Origin of the sequence: Bradyrhizobium altum (genome assembly GCF_020889705.1) — a bacterium.
In the GTDB taxonomy this organism is placed as follows: domain Bacteria; phylum Pseudomonadota; class Alphaproteobacteria; order Rhizobiales; family Xanthobacteraceae; genus Bradyrhizobium; species Bradyrhizobium altum.
On sequence record NZ_JACMYP010000350.1, the window covers coordinates 1 to 7541 of the forward strand.

General features: G+C 64.3%; 6 protein-coding genes and 1 pseudogene. 3 read left to right on the forward strand and 4 right to left on the reverse strand.

The annotated features are described in order from the left end of the window. A pseudogene (locus H8B02_RS42980) lies at nucleotides 1-450 on the forward strand (gfo/Idh/MocA family oxidoreductase); the annotation flags it as partial. A gap of 218 nt (nucleotides 451-668) precedes the next feature. On the opposite strand, the gene H8B02_RS42985 reads toward H8B02_RS42980, so the two are convergent. The 4 genes from H8B02_RS42985 to H8B02_RS43000 all read right to left on the reverse strand — a co-directional run bounded on the left by H8B02_RS42985 (nucleotide 669) and on the right by H8B02_RS43000 (nucleotide 5471). Further along, nucleotides 669-1979 (reverse strand): ABC transporter substrate-binding protein, encoded by a 1311-nt coding sequence (locus tag H8B02_RS42985; RefSeq protein WP_229171798.1) that lies wholly within the window; start codon nucleotides 1977-1979, stop codon nucleotides 669-671. Nucleotides 1980-2257: 278 nt separating this feature from the next. Further along, nucleotides 2258-3814, reverse strand: a complete 1557-nt coding sequence (locus H8B02_RS42990; protein ID WP_229171799.1) for an MDR family MFS transporter — start codon at nucleotides 3812-3814, stop codon at nucleotides 2258-2260. Nucleotides 3815-3820: 6 nt separating this feature from the next. Continuing rightward, on the reverse strand, nucleotides 3821-4996 hold the full coding sequence (locus H8B02_RS42995; RefSeq protein ID WP_229171801.1) for an HlyD family secretion protein: 1176 nt from the start codon (nucleotides 4994-4996) through the stop codon (nucleotides 3821-3823). Next, nucleotides 4989-5471 carry a MarR family winged helix-turn-helix transcriptional regulator gene (locus H8B02_RS43000; RefSeq protein ID WP_212312011.1) on the reverse strand — a complete coding sequence of 161 codons (483 nt, stop codon included), beginning with the start codon at nucleotides 5469-5471 and terminating at the stop codon, nucleotides 4989-4991. The genes H8B02_RS42995 and H8B02_RS43000 overlap by 8 nt, the downstream gene beginning before the upstream one ends. A gap of 200 nt (nucleotides 5472-5671) precedes the next feature. Here H8B02_RS43000 and H8B02_RS43005 point away from each other — a divergent pair, with 200 nt between their 5' ends. Further along, complete coding sequence (locus tag H8B02_RS43005) at nucleotides 5672-6157, forward strand: Fur family transcriptional regulator (protein ID WP_028338147.1); 486 nt, start codon at nucleotides 5672-5674, stop codon at nucleotides 6155-6157. A gap of 164 nt (nucleotides 6158-6321) precedes the next feature. Further along, entirely contained in the window at nucleotides 6322-7278 is a 957-nt protein-coding gene (locus H8B02_RS43010) for a DMT family transporter (protein ID WP_229171803.1), read from the forward strand. Nucleotides 7279-7541: the final 263 nt, after the last annotated feature.

Consider the following 7541-nt stretch of genomic DNA (forward strand, 5'->3'; position numbering starts at 1 on the left):
CCCGAGGAGCGCGGCTACATCAAGGCCAATCCGGTCGATGTCGAGGATTGGGGCACGCTGACCGCGACCTTCTCCGACGGCACCAAGGCCACGGTGTTCTCCGGCGACATGATCATGGGCGGCGTGCGCAATTTGATCGAGACCTACACCTCGGGCGGTTCGCTGTTCGCCAACATCACGCCGAACACGCATCTTGTGAGCTACCAGACCTCCGAGGAGAAGCTCGCCTCCGTCTACATCACCGAGAAGGTCGATCGCAAAACCGGCTGGCAATATGTCTGCCTCGAGGAGGAATGGACCCGCGGCTATCTGCAGGAGATCCAGGATTTCATGGAATGCGTCGCAACCGGGAGGCAGCCGCTCGCCGACCTTGCGCTGGCGTATGAGACGACCAAGGTGAACTACGCCGGCTATTGGGCGGCGGATGAGGGGCGGCGGGTGGTGCTGTAGATGCTTGCATTGCGATTGGCCGGGCACGGAGCAGTAGCGTGATTGCCTTCGTCTCACCGATGCCTATGCCAGCCCCGTCATCCTGAGGTGCGAGCGGAGCGAGCCTCGAAGGATGAACCGGCCAAAGTGGGGCCGTGCATCCTTCGAGGCTCGCCAAGAGGCTCGCACCTCAGGATGACGGAGCTGGTTTCCAACACGCCGCAACAAACGGTCGAGCCCTACGCCCCGTACACCGAGCCCTTCGGCAGCGGAAACACCGGGTCCTGCGTCCGGATGTTGGTCGGCCACACCACGGTGATGCGCTCGCCGGCGTTCTGCATCACGACTGGCGTCGAGCGCTCGTTCTGGCCGGACATCGGCGTGCCCGGCGGATAGAATTTCACGCCATAGCCCTGGATGGTGCCGCCCGGCGGGATGTCGACATCGAGCGCGGCCTTGCGGATCGCCTCCGGATCGAAGCCGCCATATTTCTCCTTGGCGACCGGCAGCACGTTGTTGAGCAGGACCCAGGTCTGGTTGAAGCCCATCGAGCAGTGCGGCGGCACTTCGGTGGCGCTGGTCTTCTCGCGATAGCGCGCCACCATCACCTTGGTGAGATCGCCGACCCCCGGCGCCAGCTTGGCGGGATCGAGCAGCTGCGCCGGAACGGGGTCGATGTTGCAGAAATTGTCGATGTCGGCGCCGAACGTCGTCCGCAGCTTGTCGAGCTGGCTGTAGCCGGCGCCGGCGCCGAACAGCATCTTGAACTTCAGCCCGCTCTCGCGCGCCTGGCGCAGGAACAGCGTGATATCGGGGTTGTAGCCGGCATGCGAGATGATGTCGGCCTTGGCGCGCTTCAATTTGGTCACCAGCACCGAGAGGTCGGGCGCGGAGGCCGAATAGCCTTCCTTGAGCACGATTTGCAGCCCGGCTTCCTTCGCGAAGGTCTCGTCGGCGGCGGCAACGCCGACGCCGTAGGGACCGTCCTCATGGATCAGCGCGACCTTGACATCCTTCGGCTCCATGCCGAGCTTGGCCTTGGCGTGCTCGGCGAGGAAGCCGCCGAAGGCCTGGCCGTACTGGTCGGAATGGATCTGGGCGCGGAACACGTATTGCAGGTTCTTGTCCTTGAACACGGCGGTCGAGACCGCGGTCGTGATCCACAGGATCCGCTTCTGCTGCTCGACCTTGGCGGCGAGCGGCACCGCGTGCGAGCTCGCGAACACGCCGTTGAGGATATCGACCTTCTCCTGGTCGATCAGGCGATTGGCCTCGTTGATCGCGACATCGGGCTTGCTCTGGGAATCGACATTGACCGGGGCGATCTTGTACTTGCCACTGATGCCGCCCTTCTCATTGACGAGATCGATCGCGATCTGCGTGCCGATCGAGGAGGCGACCGAGCCGCCGGCGGCAAACGGACCGGTCAGGTCGTAGATCACGCCGATCCGGACCGTTTCGGCCTGCGCCTGCGCGCGTGTCCAATCGAAGCTGAGCGCAGCGGCGGCAGCCGCTGAGGTCTTCAGCAGCGTCCTGCGTGAAGTCGGCATCGCGTCCTCCCCTGAAGCCGTCATTTGCGACGGGTATTTGTTTTTCGCGGAGTATTGGGAGGCGAGGTCGGAAAGTCAACGCGGATGCGGCTGCGGTTCTTCACTCGTTGGTAGGGGTTCGCCATCAATCCCGTCATCCTGAGGCGCGAGCTCTTGCGAGCCTCGAAGGATGCACGGCCCCGCTGGTGGCCGTCGATCCTTCGAGACGCCGCTACGCGGCTCCTCAGGATGACGGTCGGATAGTTTGCTCCGGGGCTCGGAGAAAACAGGCCGCAGACTTACTCCATCACCGCGGCATGATCCGGCGGCGCCGACTGCGCGCGCAGCGTGGCCTTGGTCGAGCCGATCATCAGCGCGAGCGGGATCGAGACCAGGATGAACAGCATCACCAGCTGGTAGTCGTGCGAGAATGCGATGATCTGCGACTGCGCCGCCACCATCCTGTCGGCCATCGCGCGGCCGGCATCGGTGTTGAGGTTGATCATGCCGGCGACATCGGGCATCTGCAGCGCGTGGTTGAACGGATTGATCTGCTCCGACAGCTTTGCGTAGATCCGCCGCCCGCCTTCCGTAAGCTGCGCGATCACGATCGAGATGCCGATCGAGCTTGCGACGTTGCGGAACAGCGTCAGCATCGAGGTGCCGTCGGTACGCAGCTGGTTGGGCAGCGTCAGGAACGCCACCGTCGACAGCGGCACGAAGACGAGGCCGAAGCCAAAGCCCTGGATCACGCTGACGACGATGATCTCGCTCGCCTGCGTCATGTCGGTCCAGCCGGTCATCTGGAACAGCGACGCCGCGGTCAGTGCCAGGCCGGAGATGATCAGCGTGCGCGCCTCGATGTAGCGCATCAGGCGGCCGACCAACATCATCGCGACGAAGGTGCCGGCGCCGCGGGTCGCCAGCAACAGGCCGGCGGTGATGATCGGATAGCCGACCACGTTCTGCAGATACGGCGAGGACAGCGCCATGGTCGAATACAGCACGAGGCCCATCACCGTCATGAACACGACGCCGCCGAGGAAATTTCGGTCCTTGAAGATCGCGAACTGGATGAACGGCTTGTCGGTGGTCAGCGAATGGGCGAAGAAGAAATAGGCGCCGACCGCCGCCACAATGAACTCGATCATGATCTCGTTGGATTCCAGCCAGCCGAGCTGCTCGCCGCGGTCGAGCGCGAGCTGCAGCGCGCCGATCGCGACCGCGAGCGCGCCGAAGCCGAACCAGTCGAAGCGCAGCGCGTGGTCCTGCCTGGTCTCGTCCATGAACACCGCGAGGCCGAGCACGGTGAAGGCGCCGAACGGCAGATTGACGAAGAACACCCAGTGCCAGGAATAGGTCTCGGTCAGCCAGGCACCGAGCGAGGGACCCATGATCGGACCCATCATCACGCCCATGCCCCAGATCGACATCGCTTTGGCGCGCTCATGCAGCGCGTAGGAATCGAGCATCACGGCCTGCGACAGCGGCACCAGCGCCGCGCCGAACACGCCCTGCAACAGGCGGAACAGCACCATCTGGTTGATGTCCTGCGCCAGGCCGCAGAACACCGAGGCAACGGTGAAGCCGGCCGAGCAGATGATGAAGATGCGCTTGCGGCCGAAGCGGTTGGCGATCCAGCCCACCGGCGCGGTCATGATCGCGGCCGCGACGATGTAGGAGGTCAGCACCCAGTTGATCTGGTCCTGCGAGGCCGACAGCGAACCCTGCATATAGGGCAGCGCGACGTTGGCGATCGTGGTGTCGAGCGCCTGCATGATCGTCGCGGTCATCGCGCAGATCGTCACCATGTTCCGGCGCATGCCGGGCACGGCGGATGGTGACGGTGCATTCATCGCGTCTTAGTCCTGATGGTCCGGGTGCGCGGAGGCTGAGCGCAGCCCGAGCAGGCCGGCCAGCGTGCGGCGGTGGTTGGTGTCGATCGTCGCGTAGACGCTCATGCCGGCCTTCAGCTTCTTCACGAACGGATCGTTCTCGTCGAAGTAGATGCGCACCGGCACCCGCTGCACCACCTTGACGAAATTGCCGGTGGCGTTCTGCGGCGGTAGGATCGCGAACTGCGCGCCGGTACCGGGCGACAGCGAGCCGATCTTGCCCTTGAATTCATGGTTCGGGAACGCGTCGACGTCGAGCGTCACCGGCTGGCCGACCGCGACATAGGTGAAGTCGCTTTCCTTCGGATTGGCGTCGACCCAGGGATGGTCGACATCGATCACGGAAAACACCGGCGCGCCCGCGGCGACGAAGCGGCCGAGCTGGATCTGGTCGACCTGGGTCGCCACGCCGTCCATCGGCGCGCGCAGCACGGTGTGATCGAGATTGCGCTGGGCGTCGTCGAGCTTGGCCTTGGCCTGGGCGTAGGGCGGGAATCGCTCGATCGGCAAATCGACATCGCCGAGCAATTGCGTCCTGGCGTTGGAGATCTGCTGCCTGATGTATTGCGCCAGGCTCTCGGCCGTGACCTGCGCATTCGCCGCGTTGTCGAGGTCGAGCTGCGAGCCGAAATTCTGTTTGGCGAGCGTCGATTTGCGATCGACGTCCTTCTTCTTCAGTTCGATGCTCTGCTGGGCGAATTCGAGCATCCTGGTGTTGATCTTGATGTTGTCGACCAGATTGTCATAGGTGGTCCGGGTCTGGTCGAGCGCCGCCTTGGCCTGGTCGACCGCGAGGCGGAACGGCACCGGATCGATCTCGAACAGCTCGTCGCCCTTCCTGACGTGCTGGCCTTCCTTCACGACGATCTTGTCGATCTTGCCGGAGATTTCCGGCGTGATCAGCACCTTCTGCGCGCCGACGTAGGCATCGTCGGTGCCGACGTAGCGGCCGCCATTGAGATAGAACACGCCGCCGCCGATCACCGCCACGATGGGCAGCACGACGAGCAGCAGCACCCGGCGATAGCGCCGCAGGCCTGCCATCAGGCGCCGGCGCGGCGCGCGGCTCGCCTTGCCCGACGGCGCCGGCTCGCCCGGATTGCTCTTCTGTTCGGGGGCCAGTTTGAGGACGGGTTCAGCCATAGCGTTGTTCCTTTCGGGAGGGCTCGCCGGCTGGGTTTTGGATGGCATTGCGAACGTTTTCCTTGATCGATTCCAATTGGGTGAGCAGGCGGTGCGCGTCCGCGGGGCTGATGCCCTCGAGTGCGGTCGCGGTGAGTTCGGAGCGCAGGCCGGCCAGCTTGCCGAGCAGCGGGCGGGCGGCCTTTTTCAGATAGAGGCGGTTGACGCGGCGATCGTTCTCGTCGCTGCGGCGCTCGATCCAGTCATTGTCGCAGAGCTTGTCGATCAGCCGCGTCAGCGTGATCGGCTGCATCTCGAGCAACTCGGCGAGCTCGGTCTGCTTCAGCCCTTCCTGGCGCTCCACCTTCGACAGGACGGCCCATTGTGCACGGGTGATGCCGTAGCGCGCCGCCTCCTTGTCGGCATAGACGCGGATCAGCCGGAACAATTCGCCCAGCGTAAACATGAAGTTCGCGTCCACGGAACTGCGCATCAATGCTATCTCCATAAGCTTGCAATATAATAAGCTTGCTTATGAATTCTGCATGCGAGGTTAACGGGGGGCTGCCCCGCATGGCGCACATGGCTGCAAGGCGGTGAGGGACTGGCTTAGGTACCGGGCTTGGGTATTGCGCTTCGGTATTGGGCCTGGGCCGGGCTATGGGAACGGGCGCAGAAATGCTACATATCCGGGCAATGAGCCTGGCCAAGCCGACATTTCCTGCCCCCGACCACGATCACGGCCGCTGCGCCGCGGACGCGATGGCGCATGCCGAACAGGTGTGCGCGCGCCGCGGCCAGAAATTCACCCCGATCCGGCGTCAGGTGCTGCAGGCGCTGCTGTCGAGCCATCGGCCGCTCGGCGCCTATGAGGTGATCGACGAGCTGGCCAAGACGATGCCGCGCCCGGCACCGATTACCGTCTATCGCGCGCTCGACTTCCTGATGGAGAACGGCCTCGTTCACCGCATCGAGAGCCGCAACGCCTTCCTCGCCTGCGCGCACGATCATGATGAGACCTCGATGGTGGCGTTCCTGATCTGCGACCATTGCGGCTCGGTCGGCGAGATTCCCGCCGCCCCGGTCGCGCAAAGCCTGACCGCAGCGGCGCGGGCGTCGGGCTTCATCCCGAAACTCTCCGTCGTCGAGATCGCCGGCACCTGCGCGCATTGCCAGAAATGATTGTTCTTGTCCGAGACCCTTCTCCCGTCATTGCGAGGAGCGAAGCGACGAAGCAATCCATGCCTCGGCAAGTGGTGAAATGGATTGCTTCGCTCTGCTCGCAATGACGATCCCAGCGACACGCGAATACTAACAACAGGCCGATAGGCGGCCCGCGAGGAAACATGTCGACCCAAGCGATCTCCGCCAGCGTCACGAGGCCCGTCAGCGTCGGCCACGGGCTGCCGCCCGGCGCCATCGCATTGATGCTGATGCTGTGCGTGAGCTGGGGCTTCAACCAGCTCGCGGTGAAGCTCGCGCTGCCCGATGTGCCGCCGATGCTGCAGGCGCTGATCCGTTCCTCCGGCGCGCTGCCGGTTATGCTGATCGTCGGCCGGCTGCGCGGCGTCAAATTCTTCGAGGGCGACGGCACGCTGCTGCCGGGCGTGATCGCCGGGCTGATGTTCGGCTGCGAGTTCGTGCTGATCTTCACCGGGCTCGTCTTCACCTCGGCTTCGCGCGCCTCGGTCTTCCTCTACACCGCGCCGTTCTTCGTCGCGCTCGGCTCGCATCAGTTTCTCGGCGAGCGTCTCTCGACCGTGCAGTGGAGCGGGCTGGCGCTGAGCTTTGCCGGTGTCGCGCTCGCGATCGGCGTGCCGCAGCCGAATGTCGATGCCAAGGTGCTGCTCGGCGACCTCATGGTGGTCGGCGGCGGCGCGCTTTGGGCGGCGACCACGCTGGTCGCCAAGGGCACGCAGCTGCGCAAGGCCGCGCCGGAAAAGGCGCTCGGCTACCAGGTCGCGATTTCGATTCCGATTCTCGCGTTCGCAGCCTGGATCGCCGGCGAGCGCATCGAGCACGTGCCGAGCGCGCTCTCGATCTCGCTGCTCGCCTATCAGGCGGTCTGGGTGGTGGGCTGCACTTTTGTCATTTGGTTTGCGATGGTGAAGACTTATTCGGCCAGCAAGCTCTCCGCCTTCACCTTCGTCACGCCGCTGTTCGGCGTGGTCGCGGCCTATTTCATCATGCACGACACGTTGACGCCGGTGTTCGGCGCCGCCGCGCTGCTGGTGATCGCCGGCCTCTATCTGGTCAACAAGCCTGACCCGAAGGTGACGCCGGATCCGAACGTGCCGGCGTGAGGGAATCTTCGCGTCGTTCCAGGAACTCTCTCCACTCGTCATTCCGGGGCTCGCGAAGCGAGAGCCCGGAATCCATTTGCCCGCATCATTCGTGGAAGAATGGATTCCGGGCTCGTGCTTCGCACGCCCCGGAATGACGAGGTGAGAGCGCGTGCCCCTCCGGCAAATTGACCAGACGGGCAAAATTCCGCTTCGCGTTTCACGCAATCCTGTCGCGAGAGTGCGAAGCTGCGTCCCCGCCCACACTGTCATCGCCCGGCTTG